We start from the raw sequence: 18,775 nt of genomic DNA, 5'->3' as shown, positions 1-18,775 counted from the left end.
TCGGGGCCGGTTTCCGGTGCGCCGCTCTCTCACCCGACCGGGCGGCCGCAGCACGGAAGGTTGACGGCGTCACGGCGGTACCGAGAGGGGTCGCCGGACATGCCACGGCGCGCGGCGGGCCCGCGTGGGCACCGCCGCGCGCCGGGGCGTGCGTTCACCGGCTCTTGCGGAAGTCCTCCGCGGCGAGCAGCGCGGTGTCCGGGTTGTCGGAGAAGATTCCGTCGATGCCCGTCTCGAAGTACTTCTTGAAGGCGCCGAAGGCGTCCCCGTACGCGTTCGGGTCGGTGCCGCGCCGGAAGTCGGCGGGCAGGAAGGAGTTCTCGTTGCGCATGGTGTAGGGGTGCAGCACGAGACCGGCCGCGTGCGCGTCCTTGACCACGCTGGTCGGGGTTCCCAGCTTGCCGTCGGCGGTGCGCGGGATGATCACGGACAGGTCGGGGCCGATGCCCTGGGCGTAGCTCGCGATCCACTTCAGGCCCTCGGGCTTGACCAGGTCCGCGACCGTGCGCGGGTCGTTCGCCTCGATGAAGTCCCAGGGGCGGCTGTTGATGGTGGACAGCAGCACGACCGCCGGGGTGTCGACCAGCTTGCGCAGCCGCTGGATGCTGCTCGGCTCGAAGGACTGGAGGAACAGCGCCGCGTCCTTCTTGTGGCGGCCGTACTTGCGCAGCAGCTTGGCCAGCGGCTCTTCCAGGCCGAGCCCGAGCTTGCGGAAGTAGGTGGGGTGCTTGGTCTCCACGTACAGCCAGATGCGGCGGCCCCGCTTGCGGCCCTCGCGCTCGGCCCACTGGAGCACCTCGTCGAAGGTGGGCACCTCCCAGCGGCCGTCGTAGAGCGTGTTGCGCTGGCGGGTGCCGGGGATGCGCTCCTTGGCGCGCAGGGTCTTCAGCTCGGCGAGCGTGAAGTCCTCGGTGAACCAGCCGGTGAGCGCGGTGCCGTCGACCGTCTTGGTGGTCTTGCGGTCGGCGAACTCCGGATGCGCGGAGACGTCCGTGGTGGCCGTGATGTCGTTCTCGTGGCGGCAGACCAGGTGGCCGTCCTTGGTGGGGACCAGGTCCTGCTCGATGATGTCGGCGCCCATGTCGAGGGCGAGCTGGTACGAGCCCAGGGTGTGCTCGGGCCGGTATCCGCTGGCCCCGCGGTGCCCGATGACGGTGGGCACCGGCAGCCCGTGGCCCTTCCCGGACGCCTCGGCGGCGGTGGCGGTGCCCGCACCGCTCAGCGCCATCGCTCCCGCCCCGAGGGCCGCGGCCCCCAGAATGGCGCGCCGTCCAGGCTGTTGCTCCCGCTCCATGACCACTCCTCGCTGAGGCGTCCGGTACCCGCCAAAACCTGATCAAATGACGGGCCGATCGTAGGGTGATGCGGCTTTCCTACGGGAGACGTTGGACGGAACGCGTGGGAAACGTGGGTCAACAGTGCGTATCAGGTGGGTGAACCCGGTGTGCGCGGGGGTGTGACCGGCGAGTATCGTCTCACCGGCGTAAGACCGTCCGGTAGTAGGGAGCGCGGGAGAAGGAGCGGGTCGAGGGGCAAGCATGGGCGTGCCCCGCGAGGAGAGCGCAGCGGCGCTGCGTGCGACGAGCGGGGTGCGGCCAGGCGCCGCCCATCGGCCCGCGACGCCGCGGGCCCTACTGCCGGACGGTCTGAGTGTGCGGTATCGGGTTGACTCACCCCAGCCCGGTCTCCCGCACCCGAGCGCTTCAGACCATGACCCCGACCGGAGGGCCCGTTGTCCCGATTCACGTTCCTGAAGGCAGTACTCGGTCCGCTGATGCGCCTGATGTTCCGCCCGCAGGTCGAGGGGGCGGAGCGGATCCCCGGATCCGGCCCGGTCATCCTGGCCGGAAACCATCTCACCTTCATCGACTCGATGATCCTGCCGCTCGTCTGTGACCGCCAGGTCGTCTTCATCGGCAAGGACGAGTACGTCACGGGCAAGGGGCTCAAGGGCCGGCTGATGGCCTGGTTCTTCACCGGCGTCGGCATGATCCCGGTGGACCGGGACGGCGGGCACGGTGGCGTGGCCGCGCTGATGACCGGCCGCCGGGTGCTGGAGGAGGGCCGGATGTTCGGCATCTACCCCGAGGGCACCCGCTCCCCCGACGGCCGCCTCTACCGCGGCCGCACCGGCATCGCCCGGCTCACCCTGATGACGGGCGCCCCCGTGGTGCCGTTCGCGATGATCGGTACGGACCGGCTCCAGCCGGGCGGCAAGGGGCTGCCCCGGCCGGGCCGGGTGACGGTCCGCTTCGGCGAGCCGCTGGAGTTCACCCGCTACGAGGGCATGGACCGGGACCGCTTTGTGCTGCGGGCGGTGACCGACGAGGTCATGAGCGAGGTCATGCGGCTGTCCGGCCAGGAGTACGTGGACATGTACGCCACCAAGGCGAAGGCTGCCTGACAGACCTTCTCGGCGAGAGGCCGCCTGGCGATGGCTCAGGCGGCCTCTTCGCGTTCGCCGCGGTGGGTGACGCGGATCTTCGACTGCCGGTGGGGCAGTTCCTCCCAGTCGTCCATGAACCGCGCGGCGAGACCGTGGTCCGCGGCGAGCCGCACCAGGGTGGCCGTGCGGTAGTAGAAGTCCTCGCGCAGCACATGGTGCTCGGGACCCTCGGTGCGGTTGAAGGTGAAGTCGAAGTATCCGCCCGGGGCGAGCACCCGCCCCACATGGGCCAGGCACTCCTCGATGACCTCCCGGGGCGAGTGGGAGAAGACGCTGTGCGCGTGCACCACCGTGAAGTACGCCTCGGGCAGGGCCGCCAGCCGCAGATCGCGCACCAGGCCCAGATGGGGCAGCTTGGCCTGGAGGCCACGGCCCGCCACGACCTCCTGGGCCGCGAGGAGGATGTCGGGCGAGATGTCGATGCCGTGGTAGTGGCCCGCGTCGAGATAGTCGACAAAGCGCCATCCGCCGCGCAGATTGCCGCATCCGATGTCCAGCATCCGGTCCTCGGGCCGCAGCCCGTGCCGCAGGAGGTAGTCGTGCTGCATCTGCCCCAGGGCGAGCCAGCGCTCGTGCGACGCGCTGCCGACGGCCGCCTCGGGGCTGCGGGCGGTGTCGTCCCGCATCACCGCCCGGTAGTAGGCGATGTGGTCGCGGGTGGAGACGCGCAGCCGCAGATCCCGGGCCATCCGCCGGACATAGCGCGGCACCCGCTCGGGATGGCGTACGGCGTACCGGACCTTGTGCAGGGCGCTCGCGCGGTTCTTGGTGCCGGGTGTGGTGGTGCGTACGGGCATCGGGACCTCGCTGTCACGGTTTGCCCCATCCTCTCCGCCGCGGTGTGCCCTCGCCAGCCGCGTGTGGCGTCCGGGCCCCTGCCGCGAAATCGGGTGGTCGCCCCGGTCGGCGCGGCACTAGCCTTCGGCGGATGGCTGCTCCCGCGGATGGCTCCACCGCCCCCGTTCCCGAATTCCTCGCCGTGCGCGGCCGCCGCGTCGCCTGTCTGGACTTCGGCGGTCCTGGCGCCCCGGTGCTGGCCCTCCACGGCCACTTCGGGCGCGGCCGGCTGTACGGGCCGCTGGCCGCGGCCCTCGCGCCCGGCCATCGGGTGATCGCCCCCGATCTGCGGGGGCACGGGCTGACCGGGGGCGGCGGGCCGTTCTCGCTGGACGAGTACGTGGCCGACGCCGCCGCCCTGCTGGGCGCGCTGGGGCTGGGTCCGGTCCCGGTCGTCGCCCACTCCACGGGCGGAGTGATCGCGTACACCCTGGCCGCCCGCCACCCGGAACTGGTGAGCGCGCTCGTCATCGAGGACATCGGCGCCGTGACCGACCGCCCGGTGGTCGGCCATCCCGTGCTCGACGTCTCCGGCTGGCCCACGCGCGCCGCGGACCGGGAGGCGCTGCGCCGGGAGATCGAGTCGCGCGGGATCCCCGAAGCCACGTACTTCCTGGACAGCGCGGAGCCGGACGCCGAGGGCGGCGGCTGGCGGCTGCTGTTCTCGCCGCGCGAGCTGATGGAGTCGCAGCGGGCCATGTGCGGCGACTTCTGGGATCAGTGGCTGGGCTCCTCCTGCCCCGCGCTGCTGCTGCGCGGTGAGCACAGCTCCATGCTCCCGGCCGCCCACGCCCGCGAGATGACGGCCCGTCGGGCGGGGACGGCGCTGCGGGAGTTCGCGGGCTGCGGGCACTGGATCCACGACGACGCGCCGGAGGCGTACGCGGGGGCGGTGCGGGAGTTTCTGGCGGGGCGGTAGGCGAAGCCGCCTCAGGCCCAGGGCAGCTCCGCGCGGTGGTGCCAGTACGTTTCCGGCGACTCGGCCAGAGCCGCCAGAGCCTCCCGCTGTCCCTCGTCCAGCCGCAGGGTCGCGGCCGTCAGGTTGGAGTCGAGCTGGGCGGTCGTCGCCGCGCCCGACAGGACGACGTCCACCCACGGCTGGTGCAGCACCGCCGCGAGGGCGACCGCGTCGGGGCCCGCGCCCGTCTCCCGCGCGACGCGGCGCAGCGCCTCCGGGAGCTGTTCGGGCGCCGCGAGGCGGCCGTTGGCGACGGCCTCCTTGACGATCACCGCGCATCCCGCCTCGTGCGCCTCGGCCAGGGCCGCCCCGGCCGAGGGCTCGAGCAGGTTGTACGTGGACTGGACCGTACGGAACAGCGGCTTCCCGTCCACGGTGACCTCGAGCGCCGCGCGGATCGCCTCGGCCTGGGCGGGTCCGCTGGTCGACAGCCCGATCGTGACGCCCTCGGCCGCGAGCCGGGCCAGCCGGCCGTGCAGCTCGGGGTCGGTGAGGGCGGGGCTGCCGGGGGTGACGGAGTGCACCTGGTAGAGGTCGAGCCGGTCGCCGAGCAGGGCCCGGCTCTCCGCGCTCTGGCGCTCGTACGTCGCGACGCTGTGGTCCTTGACCTCGTGCGTCTCGGCGTCCGTGCGCCAGTCGGCGACGTAGGTGTAGCCCCACTTGCTGCCGATGACCACGTCCCGTACGTCGGGGCGGAGATCCAGCCAGGAGGCGAGGAACTCCTCGGCCCGCCCGTACGAGCGCGCGGCGTCCAGATAGCGCACGCCCCGCGCGTACGCGGCGTCCAGCACCTGGTGGGTGCGGTCGCGCATCGCCTCGACGCTGCGCTCGGCCGGCAGGTCCCGCCGCCGGCCGAGGTTGATGTAGCCGGGACGGCCCACGGCGGCGAGGCCGAGGCCGATCCGGGCCGTGGGGGTGGTGACTTGCGCGAGGCGCGCGAACGCCATGGTCTGTCCGCTCCTTGTGTCGGGTGGCCGAGCCGTCCGGTCAGTGTGCCGTGCGGCGGCGCGCGCCGTCAGGGCCGGGCGTCAGCGCTTGGCGTCGGCCCAGTCGCGCTGCACCGCCAGGTCCGCCTTCACCTCGGCGAGCTGCGCGGCCACCGCGGAGGGGGCCGTGCCGCCGCGGCCGCTGCGGGAGGCGAGCGCGCCGGGCACATTGAGGACGGTGCGGACCTCGGGCGTCAGATGCGGCGAGATCTTCGCGAACTGCTCGTCGGTGAGCTGGTCCAGCTCGATGCCCGCCAGCTCGCACTCCTTGACGCACTCCCCCGCCGTCTCGTGCGCCACCCGGAACGGCACGCCCTGCTTGACCAGCCATTCGGCGATGTCGGTGGCCAGCGAGAACCCGGCCGGGGCCAGCTCCTCCATGCGCTCGCGGTTGACGGTGAGCGTCGCCATCATGCCGGTGAAGGCGGGGAGCAGGACCTCCAGCTGGTCGCAGGAGTCGAAGACCGGCTCCTTGTCCTCCTGGAGATCGCGGTTGTACGCGAGGGGCAGGGCCTTGAGGGTGGCGAGCAGGCCGGTGAGGTTGCCGATCAGCCGGCCGGACTTGCCGCGGGCGAGCTCGGCGATGTCCGGGTTCTTCTTCTGCGGCATGATCGACGAGCCGGTGGAGAAGGCGTCGTGGAGGGTGACGAAGGAGAACTCCTTCGTGTTCCAGATGATGACCTCCTCCGCGATCCGCGAGAGGTCGATGCCGATCATCGCGGTGATGAAGGCGAACTCGGCGACGAAGTCGCGGGAGGCCGTACCGTCGATGGAGTTTGCCGAGGAGCCGCCCTCGAAGCCCAGGTCGGCGGCGACCGCCTGCGGGTCGAGGCCCAGCGAGGAGCCGGCCAGGGCTCCCGATCCATACGGCGAGACGGCCGTGCGCCGGTCCCACTGGCGCAGCCGCTCCGCGTCCCGGGACAGCGCCTGGACATGGGCCAGGACGTGGTGGGCGAAGAGGACGGGCTGGGCGTGCTGGAGGTGGGTGCGGCCGGGCATGGCGACGTCCGGGTGGGCCTCGGCCAGCCCGACCAGCGCGCCCTGGAGGTCGGCGATCAGGCCGCCGATGATCCGGGCGTGGTCGCGCAGATACATCCGGAAGAGCGTGGCCACCTGGTCGTTGCGGGAGCGCCCGGCCCGCAGCTTGCCTCCGAGGTCGGGGCCGAGCCGCTCCAGCAGGCCGCGCTCGAGGGCGGTGTGCACGTCCTCGTCGGCAATCGTGCCGGTGAACTCGCCGGACGCGACATCGGCCTCGAGCTGGTCGAGCCCGGCCAGCATCCGCTCAAGCTCGTCCTCGGTGAGCAGCCCGGCCCGGCGCAGCACCCGGGCGTGGGCGCGGGAGCCGGCGATGTCGTACGGTGCCAGGCGCCAGTCGAAGTGCACGGAGGCGCTGAGCTTCTCCAGTGCCTCGGACGGCCCGTCGGCGAAGCGCCCGCCCCACAGGCGTACGTCACCGTTGTTGCCGTTGCTCACGCTGTTGCTCCTTGAAGGGTGTGGGTGTGCGACCGCCTCCGCGCCGGGGCGAGGAGGCGGCTATGACATGCAGGCTACTGGTGCGCCGGCGTCAGCTCTGCCCGAGATCCCGCCCGGCCGCGATCTTGCTGGACAGGCCGAAGATCTCGATGAAGCCCTTCGACAGCGACTGGTCGAAGGTGTCGCCGGTGTCGTAGGTCGCCAGGTTGAAGTCGTAGAGCGACTGGTCGGACCTGCGGCCGGTGACCACCGCGCGGCCGCCGTGCAGGGTCATCCGGATGTCTCCGGAGACCTGCTCGTTGGCCTCGGCGATGAAGCCGTCCAGGGCCCGCTTGAGCGGGGAGAACCACAGCCCGTCGTAGACGAGCTCGCTCCACCGCTGCTCGACCTGGCGCTTGTAGCGGGCCAGCTCGCGCTCGACGGTGACGTTCTCCAGCTCCTGGTGGGCGGTGATCAGCGCGATGGCGCCGGGGGCCTCGTAGATCTCCCGGGACTTGATGCCGACGAGCCGGTCCTCGACCATGTCGATCCGCCCGACGCCCTGGGCCCCGGCCCGCTCGTTGAGCTGCTGGACGGCCTGGAGGACGGTGACCGGCCGCCCGTCGATGGCGACGGGGACGCCCTTGTCGAAGGTGATGACGATCTCGTCGGCCTCGCGCGGGGTGGCCGGGTTCGAGGTGTACTCGTAGACGTCCTCGATCGGCGCGTTCCAGATGTCCTCCAGGAAGCCGGTCTCCACGGCGCGGCCGAAGACGTTCTGGTCGATGGAGTACGGGGACTTCTTGGTGGTCGCGATCGGCAGCTTCTTCGCCTCGCAGAAGGCGATGGCCTTGTCCCGGGTCATCGCGTAGTCCCGGACCGGGGCGATGCACTTCAGCCCGGGGGCGAGCGAGGAGATCCCGGCCTCGAAGCGGACCTGGTCGTTGCCCTTGCCGGTGCAGCCGTGGGCCACGGTCGTGGCGCCGTGCTTCTTGGCGGCGGCGACCAGGTGCTTCACGATCACGGGCCGGGAGAGCGCCGAGACCAGCGGGTAGCGGTCCATGTACAGCGCGTTGGCCTTGATCGCCGGGAGGCAGTAGCCCTCGGCGAACTCGTCCCTGGCGTCCGCGACCTCCGCCTCGACCGCCCCGCAGGCGAGCGCCCGCTTGCGGATGACGTCCAGGTCCTCGCCGCCCTGGCCGACGTCCACGGCGACGGCGATGACCTCGGCGCCCGTCTCCTCGGCGATCCAGCCGATGGCGACGGAGGTGTCAAGGCCGCCCGAATAGGCGAGTACGACGCGCTCGGTCACGGGGGTCTCCTTTGGATCCATGCACTAGCTAGCATAAGTATGCACTCCTCTGTATGGTCCGTCAACGCGGCAGGCTGTCGGCATGCGGCGCTACGGTGCGGCTATCAGGTGCTCAACAGGGGGGTAGCCGACATGAGCGTGCAAGACGACATCCTCTGGCAGACAGCCGAGCGTGCTGCGGCGCAGTTCGAGGGCTTCAAGATCGAAGCAGTGGGGGGCCAGATCGTCATGACACTGCGAAGCAACATCCAGAGCTGGACCATCCTCCGGGTGCAGAACGCAGCCGAGGCCGCCGGCATCGCCGAGGAGCGGCTCCTGTCCGATGTGCTGATTCAATTGCCAGACGAGCCTCCCCGCGTCCCGGATGTGACGATCCTCGAGGACGGAGCCGAGGAGCCGTACTCTTACGACGATGTACTGGCCGCGGTGGAAATCGTCTCCACAGAGGATGACGACAACGACTACGTGATCAAGCTGAAGCAATACGCCCGATGCGGCATCCCGATCTACTTGATCATCGACCCGTTCCGAGGCCAGTGCACCCTGCTGACCCGCCCCAAGGGCGACACCTACGGCGAGACCGTCACCCTCCATCTGGCGGACGGCAACAAGGTCGACATCCCCACGGACAAGTTCAAGCGCAAGAGCTGACGCCTGATCCAAGCCAGGTGGAGCGACAAGGGCACCGCCGGTTTGACCTGGTCGCGTATCAGCAGCGGCTGGCCGCCAGGCCGCAGCGACGCCCCCCGTACGATCCCGCTCCTCGTGGACCACGGCCACATCGACGACGGCACACGGCAGGTCCATCGCCCGAGCCAGGTCGAGGAGCAGGCCATCGGGGGCTGGCTCAACGAGGATCCCCGGCGCTTCTTCGCGACCTGGAATCCCGGACGGCGGAGATGGATTTGTGGTGAGTATGAGACGGCGACACGCCGTCATTTCGGCGTGTCGCCGTCTCATACTCACCACAAATCAGCGGCATTGGGGCTCGCTCCTTGACGCTCAGGTGTCGATTTCCGCCCAGACCGTCTTACCGGGCCCCCTCGGTCGGTGACTCCCCAGCGGGCGGCGATGGCCGCGACCAGCAGGAGGCCACGGCCGGTTTCCGAGTCGGGCGGGGGTGCGACCGGCGCGGGATCGGTAGACGGTCCGGCCTCGTTGAGGGTGTCGGCGACCTCGATGCGGATCGTGTGCGCGGTGCGGATGAGGCGGACCTCGAAGTCCCTGCCGGGTACGCGGCCGTGCGTGGCGGCATTGGCGGCCAGCTCCGCGACGATCGCGGCGACCGTGTCGGATTCCGCGCTCCGGTAGAGGAAGCCCCACTCGTCGAGCTGGCGGAGGGCGAGAAGCCGGGCAAGGCGGGCGCCCTTGCGGGTGGAGCTGAACCGTTGGGTGAACACGGCGCCGGGGGTCTGAGTCTGCGCCTGAGCTGACATGCGGCTCAAGGTGGCCGTTCCGCGAGGGATGTGACCAGCTCGACCACCCGTACGCTGAGTCAGCGTACGGGCACCCAGAGTGGACAGTACGGGTAACAGGCCGTGACCATGGAGGCATTGGCCAGATAGTCAGGCTCAGAGCGGGTGCACCGGAGGTGGCCGGAGATGGCGGGCAGCGCGGGAACCACAGGCAATAACGAACCGGAGTCTTCGGACAGCCTCAAGGCATTCGGGGCCATCGTCAAGGTCTTCCGAGAACGGGCGGGACTCACCCAGGAGGAACTGGCGCCGCTGCTTCAGTACTCGGTCCAGACACTCGCATCGATCGACCAGGGACGCCGGTTTCCGCAAACGGAGTTCGTCGAGAGGGCGGAAGAGGTGCTGGACGCCTTCGGGGTGCTGCGGGCAGCGGCGCGGCACTTGGCCCGGCGGCCGGGGCTGGCAGCGTGGTTTCGGCAGTGGGCGGGGCTGGAGGAGCAGGCGGTCAGCCTGAACACGTACGAATGCCGGGTGGTCCCTGGACTGTTGCAGACAGAGGCGTATGCGCGGGCCGTCTTTCAGAGCAGGGTGCCACTCCTGGCCGACCAACAGATCGAAGCCCAGCTCACCGCCCGCCAAGAGCGCCAACGTCTGCTCCGGGACAGGCCCAACACTGCGTTCAGCTTCATCGTCGAAGAGGCGCTTTTCCTGCGGCGTACCGGTGGTGCGGAAGTCACCCGGCAGCTCGTCGAACACCTCCTGGAGTGTGCGGAGCTCCGAAATGTCGAAATCCAGATCATGCCGCTGAGGCAGGAAAACCACGCCGGGCTGGAAGGACCCATGCGACTGCTGGAAACCCCGGACCACCAGTGGTTCGGCTACACCGAAGGTCAGCGCAGCGGCCACCTGATCTGTGACCGGAAAGACGTCAGTGTGCTCCAGATGCGGTATGCGAAACTGCGCTCACAGGCTCCCACCCCCGAGGACTCCGTGAGCCTGCTGAAGCAGATCCGAGGAGCGCTATGAACACCAGTGAGCCGGCCTGGTTCAAGAGCAGCTACAGCGGAGGTGATGGTGACGACTGCGTCGAAGTTGCTACCTGCCCTGACACCGTCCACATCCGGGACTCCAAGGACCAGCAAGGCCCCCAGCTCGCCGTCTCCCCCGCCGCCTGGTCCGCCTTCGTCACATACGCCGCGCGCAGCTGACCGTACGACCACAACCCCGCACCTCACACCCATGCTCGGCTGCAGTCCCCCAATGGAACATGGCCGACGGCGCTACGCTGCCGTGCCATGCAGGAGACACGCCTCGACACTGCTCGGATCCGGGCGGCTCGCCGGGTGATCGACCCGATTTTTCTCGACACTCCGCTGTACCCCTGCGAGCCGCTGGAGCCCGCCCTCGGGTGCGCGGTGAGCATCAAGCTCGAAACGGCGAACCCGGTCCGCAGCTTCAAGGGCCGCGGCACCGAGGTAGTCGCGAGCCTGCTCGCCGACAATGACTCGCGAGCCGTGGTGTGCGCCAGCGCGGGCAACCTCGGCCAAGCCCTCGCCTGGTCCGCTCGCGGCCGGGGGCTCGACGTCACCGTTGTGGCATCCCGCTTCGCGACTGCGGCCAAGCTTGACCGCATCCGCGCACTGGACGCCGGGCTGGAACTGGTGGACGGCGACCACGAGATGGCACGCGAGCGGGCCGCGGCCATCGCGCGCCACGACGGCATCCGGCTGCTCGAAGACAGCCTGGACATCGAGACCTGCGAGGGTGCAGCGACCATCGGCCTGGAGCTGGTCGATACGGCGCCATCGTTCGACACCGTCCTGATTGCTCTCGGCGGCGGGGCGCTGGCCACCGGTGTGGGGCATGTGGTGAAGGCCTTGGCGCCCGGCGTCGAGGTGATCTGCGTCCAGCCGCTGGGCGCACCGGCGATGACACACTCGTGGCGCCGGCGGCGCGTCGCCACCACCGACTCGACCAACACCATCGCCGACGGCGTCGCCGGCCGGTGTCCCATCCCGGCCGTCCTGGACGACCTCCTGCTGGTCGCCGACGACGCCGTCCTGGTCCAGGAGGCGTCGATCATCGCCGGTATGCGAATGCTCCTCGACCACGCCGGCCTCGTCGTCGAACCGTCGGCCGCGCTCGGGGTCGCGGCGATCCTCGAAGACCGCGACCGCTTCGCCGGCCGACACGTAGTCACCATCGTGTGCGGCAGCAACGTCGACGTAGACGCCTATCACCGCTGGGTCGGTGCGGCTCCCGTCCACAGGTCTTGACAATTACTCGGCCGTAAGCCACCTGCGGGAAGCGGGTATTCGGCCTCGGGGAACATCGGTACACCGGTTATCGGTGAGAACGATCATGGTGGACCAGCACAGTGATCCACTTTGCCGCTGGGGTTCGGTGAAATGCCTCCAGGGCTGCTCTGGGGCTGGTTACGGTCCGGCTCGTGCCGGTGGAATTTCTGAGTGATGAACAGGCCGAGGCGTACGGGGCGTTCGCCGAGGAGCCGACGGGGCCCGAGCTGGAGCGGTTCTTCTTCCTGGACGACGTGGACCGGGATCCGATCGCCCTGCGGCGGACGAAGCACCATCAGCTCGGGTTCGCGCTCCAGATGTGCACGGTGCGGTACGTCGGTCTGCTCCTGGAGGACCCGCTCGCGGTGCCGTGGCCGGTGGTCGAGCACCTGGCCGTGCACCTTGGCATCGAGGACCCGTCCGCGGTCAAGCAGTACAGCGAACGGCGTCAGACGCTGTACGACCACGCGTGGGAGATCCGGGAGGCCTACGGATACCACCCCTATGGGGACGCTGAGTGGGGCCGGCGCTTCCGTACGTTCCTGCACGGGCGGGCGTGGATGCACGCCGAGGGCCCGAAGGCATTGTTCGACCACGCGGTGGGCTGGCTGCGCCGTCACCGGGTGCTGCTGCCCGGGGTGTCGGTGCTGGCCCGGCAGGTATCGGAGGCGCGGAAGGTCGCGGAGAAGCGGCTGCACGCCACGGTCGCGGGGTCCGCCCGGCGGGCGGACCCCGCGTTACCCGGCGACCTGGTGGCGACGTTGATGACGCCGGAAGGCTCTCGGTTCTCGGAGCTGGAGCGGCTGCGCCGGCCGCCGACGCGGGACGAGGACATCGCCCGGTCCTCCCCGCTCAAGCACCGCAACCTGAACCTGCTCGGCCGCTACAGCTTCACAGCCTCCACCCCGGCCGCCGGCGCCCTGCGCCCGTTGCGCGACCCGGACGCGCCGGAGCTGGACGAGGACGACGACGGGGCCGCACAGAACTGAGGAAGCTGTGCGAGCACCTGGACGTCGAATCGGATCCGTGGGGCGAGTCCAGCGTGGCGCCGGGGGCGCCCGTGGCCGACGAGCGGATGCCGCCCGGTGGGCGGCCTCTGCGGGCATTTAGCGCTGTTTTTGAGCCGGCCATGGCATGACAGCCCGTGGAGTTTCGGTGTTCGCCCAGCCAGGAGCTTCCCCGACGCCCGCGTCGTGGAGCCCACTATCGGCCAACCCGACACAATGTGTAAATGATCTGTCGCTTACTGTAGTCAATCTGGGAGCATGGTGCGGCGCGGCCCGCGTCCGGTGAGGGTCGGCTTCTACCTGTGGGAGTGGCGATGTCTTCACCTGTCGACAACGGGACCTTCACCCGGACTGAGCGGCTGGAGCGGCTGCGCGGCCTGCTGTCGGGGGCGCGGGAGGAGGAGTGCGCGGGGCGCGCTTCGGGCCCGGAGTCGTACGGGCATCTGCTGATGGGGGCGATGCTGCACGGCGCGGACCGCCTGCGGCAGGGTCAGGAGCCGACCGATCTGGAGAGGCTGCTGCTGGACGCGGTGGGCTCGGTGCTCTCCGAGGAGGAGACGAAGGCGTGGGGCGCGGTGTACCGGGAGGTGGCCTCCGGGAGCCGGATGGCGCTGCTGCCGCAGGCGTTCGCCGACCGGCCGGTGGAGTCGGGCTATGCGCTGGAGGATCTGCAGCGGGACCTCCCTGAGATCGTCGCGGAGGCGATGGCGGCGGGGAACACCCAGATCATCGACCCGCGGACGCCGGCCCGGGAGGCCAACGATCCCGCCTTCCTCGCCGCGATGCGGGCGGCGAAACTCGGCATCACCGCCTTCGCCACCCCCAGCGAGCGCCTCCTGCCCGACACGGACGACCTGGCGGGCACGGAGCAGGCGCCCCAGGAGGGCGGAGAAGACCCGGAGGGCCGCTCGGGCCCGCCGTTCCGCGTGCGGATCTTCACGGAGAGCTTCTACGTCCACAAAGCGGTCGGCGACCAGTGGGGCGGAAGGGACGAGATCTTCTGGACGGCGGCCGGCAGCGTCGGCGGCGGCACCAAGCACTCCTTCACCTCGGAGGAGTTCGGAGCCGTCGAAAAGGGCCAAACGCGGGCGTTCTCCGTGAACAACAAGACCCTCTTCGACGGGTACTCCTCCGGCGACTACCTGGGGATCAACGTCACCTGCTGGGAGAAGGACGAAACTCCCAACGAGTGGTGGAGGGCGCTGAACAAGGCGCTGCTCGACGCGATGGAAGCCCTCAACAAAAACCTGGCCTTCGACGACTTCGTCACCGGCCAGCTGCCGGTGTGGCTGGGCATCGCCGTCCAGGTCGCGAACATGTTCATCGACGTCATGATGGAGCTCATCAACATGAGCGACATCTCCTGCCAGCGCGTCATCGGCATGGGCCGCTACGAACTCGCCATGCTCTCCCGCGGCGGCGGCTCCATCTGGAAATTCGACGGCGACGGCCACCACGACCTGCGCCTGGCGTGGGGCGGCAGCCTCATCCCCTTCCACCAGGCCTACCTGAAGTCCTCCATCCGCACGGGCAGCACCTGGAGCGAGCCCGGACACGTTCCCTTCAAGACCATCACCACCCCCGCGCTCGCCGTCCACGACGGCAAGCTCTACATCGCCTACCTGCGCCCCAGCGACCAGGCGGTGATGTGGGCCGCCATGGACAGCGGCGGCAACTGGAGCACGCCCCAGCAGATCGGCGGCGACCAGAGCTGGTACGCACCGGCCATGACCTCGGCCCACGGCAAGCTGTACTACACCCACACCGGCAAGGACTACAAAATCTATGCCCGGACCTTCACCCCCGCCGCCGGGTGGAGCGCGGCGAAGCCCCTCGAGGGAGGGTGGCTGTACGCGCCGGCTCTGACCACGCACAACAGCGATGTCTGGCTGGTCGCCTACGGCCGCGACGAGAACCTGTGGACCTCCGGCAACAACACCGGCGCCGACACCGGCTGGAGGAAGCCGGTCTCGGACAACCTCGGCTGGGAGCTGAACACCTACGTGACCCTGGCCTCCTACCGCGGCTACATGTGGCGGATCGCCACCGGCAAGGCCCGCGAGATCCGTACCAGTAACAGCACGGGCGGCTATTGGAACAGCAAGGGCAACATCCCCGGGTGGGGCTCCACCCACGCCCCCGCCCTGGCCGCCGACGCCAACAACATGACGCTCCTCAGGCGCGGTGACGACGCCGCGCTGTTCTCAGGCGAGTACAACGGCACCTCCTGGCACAGCTCCAGCAAAATCCCCGGAGCCACCGCGAAGGAGACACCCGGCGCCGCCTACTACAACGGCAAGCTCTACGTGATGTACCTGCCCCCCGCCACCTGACAGGGCGGCGGGCGGCCTTCCGCGCTGGTCTTCTTCCCGCCGTCCGGCACCTCTCGTCCTGTTGGATGACGACTTCGAGGACACGGGCTGGGGCTCCCCTGTCGAATTCACGCTGTGGGGCCCGCCCAGGGTGTAGCGCGGCCCCAGCACACCTTGCGAACCCCATCAACTGGGCTTCATCCACGGAGGACCGAAATGTCTAATACTGAACCCGCGGCGGAGAACTCCGGCCTGGTGATCCTGCCGGCGGAGCAGGTCAGTGAGACAGTCAAAGCCACGCTGAAGATCGAAGAACACGACGGCACCCTCATCGTCCGCGCAACCGAGGGCACTGCCCTTCCCGCCAACCTCGTCATTGTCGATGGGGACGACACCCCCATCGCGATCTACTCGGCTGCCGAGCTGCCCCGGCCAGTCGCGTTGCAAGGACGCACGGCCGACATCCAGGTCCTCACTCAGACCCTCGATGGATTCAACGACTGGCTGCTCACCGAATCAGGCGAGCCCCGCCAGTAGTTCGCATCCACGGGCACTACTGGCAGCGGCTGCCACGAATCCGTCGTGAGCGACAGAGCCCTGGAGACACCTTGGTGTCTCCAGGGCTCTGTCGCGTACGCCCGACATTGGCCTCCGGCCCTGCGCATCAGCGCCGCCCCCGCCATGCACCGCCGTCTCCTCGCCCGCTGCCAGCCGCTCAACGGCGCCCAGGGCGTCCCGGCGGTCCCGGCCCAGCGCAAGGCCCGCCGCGAGTACGAGAACCGGGTCAGCACACTCACGCCGCCCGGACCATGATCGTTCTCACCGATAACCGCTGTACCGATGTTCCCTGAGGCCGGTATTCCGGCACTCGGGCTGCGACAGGAGACTCCGGAGGCGGCGGGCGGCACCAAACGGACCTCACCGACGCCGGGATGTCTTAGCCACCTCGCGCTCCGGGAGCCAACCTCACGGACGGACCGTCCGCCCGAAATTCCGGGGAATCCTCGCCGCCGTTGAGACATTGGCGCCCCCGAGCCGTATCCCTCGTCACCGGAGCCGTCCGGTGACGCGCGGACGCGTGCGGAAAGGGGACAGGGCGTTGACGACGGTGACGAACAGCCGGACCGACCGGCGGGAGGTGATGCGGCGCATCCGTCCCCGCCGCTCCCCCGCGGTGCCGCTGATCCTGCTCAGCTGGGCGGGGGCCGCGGCGGTGGTCACGCTGTGGTGGCAGAACACCCCGAACGTGGTCGGCAACGCCGAGTGGCTGGTCGGCGGGGGCCGGCTCACCGGGCTCCTCAGCGGGTACTCCATCGCGCTGGTCGTGCTGTTGATGGCGCGGGTTCCGGCGCTGGAGCGGCGCGTGGGGTCGGACCGGGTCGCGCGGTGGCACGCCGTGGCCGGCCGGTACACGCTGTGCCTGATCATCGCCCATATCGCGCTGATCATCTGGGGGTACGCGGTCCAGGCGCGGACGAGCGTCGTCGACCAGACCGTCACGGTGGTGACCGAGTACCCGGACATGATCAAGGCGACGGTCGGCACCGGGCTTCTGCTGCTGGTCGGCCTGATCTCGGCGGGGGTGGTGCGCCGCCGGATGCCGTACGAGGCCTGGTACTACCTGCACCTGATGACCTACGCGGGCGTGTTCCTGGCCTTCTGGCACCAACTGGCCGCCGGCGCGGAGTTCGTCGCCGACGAGGTGGCGCGCATCGCCTGGTACGTGCTGTACGGCAGCGTCACCCTCGCCATGGTGTGGTTCCGGGTGCTGGTCCCGGTGGGGCTGAACCTGCGCCACCGGATGCGTGTGTTAGCCGTGGTGCCCGAGGCGCCCGGCATGGTCTCGGTGGTGATCGGCGGCCGGGATCTGGACCGGCTGGGCGCGGAGCCGGGGCAGTTCTTCCGCTGGCGGTTCCTGGCGCCGCGGCTGCGCTGGGGCTCGCACCCCTACTCGCTGTCCGCGCCCCCGCAGCAGGAGCGCATGCGGATCACGGTCAAGGCGGTGGGCGGGCACAGCACGGCGCTCGCCACGCTGGAGCCGGGCACGCGGGTGTGGGCCGAGGGGCCGTACGGGGCGATGACCACCGGGCGGCGCAGCCGCAGCAAGGTGCTGATGATCGCGGGCGGGGCCGGGATCACCCCGCTGCGGGCGCTGTTCGAGACGCTGCCCGGCCGCGGCAGCGACATCACGCTCCTCTACCGGGCCCGCAGCATGGAGGACCTGGCGCTGTGGGACGAGCTCCAGCGGATCGCCGAGGCCCGCGGGGCCCGGCTGCTGTACGCCGTGAACGGGCCGGACGGCGCCCGCCCCGAGATCACCTCCGAACGGCTGCGCTCGGTGCTGCCCGACATCGACCGGCACGACGTCTTTCTGTGCGGGCCCCCCGGCCTGGCCGAGCACGCCTACGCGGCGCTGCGCGAGGCCGGGGTGCCCGATCGCCGTATCCACCACGAGTCCTTCGAAATGTAGGGAGGCGGAGTCATGAAGAGGAAGCATCCGCTGCGCCGGATCATCCTGGGCACCGCGGCCACCGTCTCCGGGGTCGTGCTGCTGCTCGCCCTGAAGCAGCCGGCCTCCGAGCCGGTCGCCGCGGCCGGCTCGCAGAACGCCGGGCAGGTGCCCGCCACCGCGCCGCCGGCGCCCGGCGGAGACAGCAGGGGCGGAGGTGGCGGTGGCGGTGGCGGAGGCGGCGCCGCGCAGACGGTCACCGGCGACGAGGCCAACACCCAGTACGGCCCGGTCCAGGTGAGCGTCACCGTCACCGGCGGAAAGATCACCGCCGCCACGGCCGTCAAGACCCCCGACTCCGGCCCGCAGAGCGAGCAGATCGCGGCCGATTCGGTGCCCAAGCTGAACCAGGCGGCGGTGACCGCCCAGAGCGCGAAGATCGACACCGTCTCCGGCGCCACCTACACCAGCGAGGGCTACCGGAAGTCCCTCCAGAGCGCGCTGGACAAGGCCGGTCTGTGATGGACGGCGAGCCGCGGCGCATGCTGCATGTCGAGGAGACCATGGGCACGGTCTTCTCCCTCGACGTCCGCGAGGTGGCCGACGCCGACCGGCCCCGGGTGCGGGCCGCGCTGGACGGGGCCGCGGCCTGGCTGCACCGGGTCGACGAGCTGTTCTCCACCTGGCGCCCCGACAGCCAGATCAGCCGGCTGCACCGCGGCGAGCTCGACGTGTCGCAGTGCGACGCGGACGTACGGGACGTGCTGCGGCTGTGCGAGGAGGCCGAGCGGCTCAGCGACGGCTGGTTCTCCACCCGCCACGCCGGCCGGGTGGATCCGACCGGCCTGGTCAAGGGCTGGGCGGTGGAGCGGGCCGCCCAGATGCTGGCCTCGGCGGGGGCCGGGTCGGTGTGCGTCAACGGCGGCGGGGACATCCAGACGCACGGGGGACCGTGGCGGGTGGGCATCGCCGATCCGCTGCGCCCCGGGGAGCTGATCGCCGTGGTGGAGGCGCGCGACGAGCTGGCGGTGGCGACCTCCGGCCCGGCCGAGCGCGGCTGCCACATCCTGGACCCGTACACCGGCGCGCCTCCCGCGGAGCCGCTCGCCTCGGTCACCGTGGTGTGCCGGAGCCTGACGGACGCGGACGCCTGGGCCACCGCGGCCTGCGCGATGGGCGCCGAGCGGGCCCGGCCCTGGCTCCAGCGGCTTCCGGACGCGGCGGCGTTCGCGGTCACGGCGGACGGCGCGACCTGGCAGACGAGCGGGTTCGCGCGGTACGACGCGGCGATGTTCGTGTAGCGG

The 18,775-nt window shown here is 70.4% G+C and carries 17 protein-coding genes and 2 pseudogenes; 13 read left to right on the top strand and 6 right to left on the bottom strand.

The features are described from left to right. Positions 1-154 precede the first annotated feature (154 nt). Positions 155-1,294: a glycerophosphodiester phosphodiesterase gene (locus tag ACZ4WQ_RS25140; protein ID WP_311725739.1), complete on the bottom strand. Its 1,140-nt coding sequence runs from the start codon at positions 1,292-1,294 to the stop codon at positions 155-157. A gap of 438 nt (positions 1,295-1,732) precedes the next feature. Between ACZ4WQ_RS25140 and ACZ4WQ_RS25135 the strand changes: the two genes are divergently transcribed. Then, positions 1,733-2,404, top strand: coding sequence for a lysophospholipid acyltransferase family protein (locus ACZ4WQ_RS25135; protein ID WP_311725738.1), 672 nt, complete (start codon positions 1,733-1,735; stop codon positions 2,402-2,404). Positions 2,405-2,439: 35 nt separating this feature from the next. Here ACZ4WQ_RS25135 and ACZ4WQ_RS25130 read toward each other — a convergent pair whose 3' ends face one another. Further along, entirely contained in the window at positions 2,440-3,243 is an 804-nt protein-coding gene (locus tag ACZ4WQ_RS25130; protein ID WP_398377593.1) for a class I SAM-dependent DNA methyltransferase, read from the bottom strand. Between the two features lie 131 nt (positions 3,244-3,374). Here ACZ4WQ_RS25130 and ACZ4WQ_RS25125 point away from each other — a divergent pair, with 131 nt between their 5' ends. Next, entirely contained in the window at positions 3,375-4,202 is an 828-nt protein-coding gene (locus tag ACZ4WQ_RS25125) for an alpha/beta fold hydrolase (protein ID WP_398377591.1), read from the top strand. Between the two features lie 11 nt (positions 4,203-4,213). Here the strand turns inward: ACZ4WQ_RS25125 and ACZ4WQ_RS25120 are convergent, their stop codons facing one another. From ACZ4WQ_RS25120 to ACZ4WQ_RS25110, 3 genes are all read right to left on the bottom strand, one after another. Further along, the gene (locus tag ACZ4WQ_RS25120; protein WP_398377589.1) at positions 4,214-5,188 is read right to left on the bottom strand and encodes an aldo/keto reductase; all 975 of its coding nucleotides are present in this window, start codon (positions 5,186-5,188) and stop codon (positions 4,214-4,216) included. An 81-nt stretch (positions 5,189-5,269) separates the two neighbouring features. Beyond that, on the bottom strand, positions 5,270-6,700 hold the full coding sequence (gene argH, locus ACZ4WQ_RS25115) for an argininosuccinate lyase (RefSeq protein ID WP_398377587.1): 1,431 nt from the start codon (positions 6,698-6,700) through the stop codon (positions 5,270-5,272). Between the two features lie 91 nt (positions 6,701-6,791). Next, the gene (locus tag ACZ4WQ_RS25110) at positions 6,792-7,991 is read right to left on the bottom strand and encodes an argininosuccinate synthase (protein ID WP_385345557.1); all 1,200 of its coding nucleotides are present in this window, start codon (positions 7,989-7,991) and stop codon (positions 6,792-6,794) included. A gap of 132 nt (positions 7,992-8,123) precedes the next feature. Between ACZ4WQ_RS25110 and ACZ4WQ_RS25105 the strand changes: the two genes are divergently transcribed. Continuing rightward, entirely contained in the window at positions 8,124-8,642 is a 519-nt protein-coding gene (locus ACZ4WQ_RS25105) for a Uma2 family endonuclease (protein WP_398377584.1), read from the top strand. Between the two features lie 351 nt (positions 8,643-8,993). On the opposite strand, the pseudogene ACZ4WQ_RS25100 reads toward ACZ4WQ_RS25105, so the two are convergent. Continuing rightward, positions 8,994-9,427, bottom strand: a pseudogene (locus tag ACZ4WQ_RS25100) (ATP-binding protein). A 165-nt stretch (positions 9,428-9,592) separates the two neighbouring features. On the opposite strand from ACZ4WQ_RS25100, the gene ACZ4WQ_RS25095 reads away from it, so the two are divergent. The 10 genes and pseudogenes from ACZ4WQ_RS25095 to ACZ4WQ_RS25050 all read left to right on the top strand — a co-directional run bounded on the left by ACZ4WQ_RS25095 (position 9,593) and on the right by ACZ4WQ_RS25050 (position 18,772). After that, a complete protein-coding gene (locus tag ACZ4WQ_RS25095) occupies positions 9,593-10,432 on the top strand; it encodes a helix-turn-helix domain-containing protein (protein WP_398377583.1) in 840 nt (279 codons plus the stop codon). Continuing rightward, complete coding sequence (locus ACZ4WQ_RS25090; protein WP_398377581.1) at positions 10,429-10,614, top strand: DUF397 domain-containing protein; 186 nt, start codon at positions 10,429-10,431, stop codon at positions 10,612-10,614. The genes ACZ4WQ_RS25095 and ACZ4WQ_RS25090 overlap by 4 nt, the downstream gene beginning before the upstream one ends. An 87-nt stretch (positions 10,615-10,701) precedes the next feature. Further along, the gene (locus ACZ4WQ_RS25085; RefSeq protein ID WP_398377579.1) at positions 10,702-11,682 is read left to right on the top strand and encodes a threonine/serine dehydratase; all 981 of its coding nucleotides are present in this window, start codon (positions 10,702-10,704) and stop codon (positions 11,680-11,682) included. Positions 11,683-11,855: 173 nt separating this feature from the next. Continuing rightward, positions 11,856-12,690, top strand: a pseudogene (locus ACZ4WQ_RS25080) (DUF4158 domain-containing protein); the annotation flags it as partial. A 334-nt stretch (positions 12,691-13,024) separates the two neighbouring features. After that, positions 13,025-15,043, top strand: coding sequence for a hypothetical protein (locus tag ACZ4WQ_RS25075; protein WP_398377577.1), 2,019 nt, complete (start codon positions 13,025-13,027; stop codon positions 15,041-15,043). Between the two features lie 195 nt (positions 15,044-15,238). After that, a complete protein-coding gene (locus ACZ4WQ_RS25070; protein ID WP_398377576.1) occupies positions 15,239-15,559 on the top strand; it encodes a hypothetical protein in 321 nt (106 codons plus the stop codon). 45 nt (positions 15,560-15,604) lie between these two features. Next, complete coding sequence (locus ACZ4WQ_RS25065; RefSeq protein WP_398377574.1) at positions 15,605-15,835, top strand: hypothetical protein; 231 nt, start codon at positions 15,605-15,607, stop codon at positions 15,833-15,835. Positions 15,836-16,163: 328 nt separating this feature from the next. Then, on the top strand, positions 16,164-17,492 hold the full coding sequence (locus ACZ4WQ_RS25060; protein ID WP_311725905.1) for a ferredoxin reductase family protein: 1,329 nt from the start codon (positions 16,164-16,166) through the stop codon (positions 17,490-17,492). A 12-nt stretch (positions 17,493-17,504) separates the two neighbouring features. Then, positions 17,505-17,993, top strand: a complete 489-nt coding sequence (locus ACZ4WQ_RS25055) for an FMN-binding protein (RefSeq protein ID WP_385345555.1) — start codon at positions 17,505-17,507, stop codon at positions 17,991-17,993. Further along, positions 17,993-18,772 carry an FAD:protein FMN transferase gene (locus ACZ4WQ_RS25050; protein WP_385345553.1) on the top strand — a complete coding sequence of 260 codons (780 nt, stop codon included), beginning with the start codon at positions 17,993-17,995 and terminating at the stop codon, positions 18,770-18,772. The genes ACZ4WQ_RS25055 and ACZ4WQ_RS25050 overlap by 1 nt, the downstream gene beginning before the upstream one ends. The last annotated feature ends 3 nt before the right edge of the window (positions 18,773-18,775 follow it).

The sequence above is a fragment of the Streptomyces sp. NPDC028305 genome, assembly GCF_055569495.1.
The sequence above is the reverse complement of the archived record's forward strand: the minus strand, read 5'-3'. Positions and strand labels throughout refer to the sequence as shown.